Genomic DNA, 515 nt, shown 5'->3' with positions numbered 1-515 from the left:
TGGGCCAAAGGGATAGTATTGGTAGAAAAGTTGCCATTCTCCGTTTATATACGAAAAGCCGTTTGGGTCGTTGATCAGTCCGGTTTTGGGTTCCAGGTGGAAGTGGTTGCGCCATGGTGATTGGTCCGCTAATTCATTGAGTGCTGTGACATAGTCCTCTGGCCAGTCGGCATAGTTTCGGTATCGATCTGCTTTGTTAAAGCTGTGTAATTTAAAAGACATGTGTATCCTCCTAATAAATGATGAATTTCTTGCATCCTCATTTTTGTGTTTATGATGCTATCATTTTAAGCATATCTTGGAAAAATAGCAAGCGTTTCCATACTAGATATCCTTATTTTTCAATGGATTTATATGTAAATGAAATATTTTCTGTCAAACGTTTGACATATTACCATTCGCCTGTTAAAATTCTAATCAAGTAAATGAAAACGCTTAAATTTACAAAATAAATATGAAGAAAAGAGGTAAATATCATGAATCATAAAGAAGTTGCCAAACGTATCCACCAAGCG

General features: G+C 36.1%; 1 pseudogene. It reads right to left on the bottom strand.

What is annotated here, in order from left to right:
- Positions 1-222 (bottom strand): annotated as a pseudogene (locus tag ACRCJ0_RS19320) (sucrose-6-phosphate hydrolase); the annotation flags it as partial.
- Between the last annotated feature and the right edge of the window lie 293 nt (positions 223-515).

The organism is Aerococcus sp. L_32 (assembly GCF_050689315.1).
This window is presented reverse-complemented; position numbering and strand designations above follow the sequence as displayed.